Consider the following 261-nt stretch of genomic DNA (forward strand, 5'->3'; position numbering starts at 1 on the left):
AGTCTACGGCGAGGATATCCCCGTGGAATATCTGGCGGATGCCTTCTATCACACTTACCGGCTGCGCAGTCTGTTCCCCAGCCGCTATGGCGTGCGCCGGGCGGTGTTTGGCCTGGCGGAACATTTCTTTGGCGGCAAAGGTTTTATTACGGGGCATGTTTCACCCCGCAAATTGTCCGAAAAACTGCCCGATAGCTGGACCAATCCCTTCAACGGGCAAATCCAGGAGGGCGGACTGTTCGGACTTTTGCCCAAGGCCAA

1 protein-coding gene is annotated in these 261 nt (G+C 56.7%); it reads left to right on the top strand.

Annotated features, from left to right (window positions below; translation table 11 throughout):
* On the top strand, positions 1-261 hold a 261-nt coding region (locus H6B10_RS16285; protein ID WP_204652453.1), incomplete at both ends, for a hypothetical protein.

The sequence above is a fragment of the Gemmiger formicilis genome (assembly GCF_016901605.1).
In the GTDB taxonomy this organism is placed as follows: Bacteria; Bacillota; Clostridia; order Oscillospirales; family Ruminococcaceae; genus Gemmiger; species Gemmiger formicilis_B.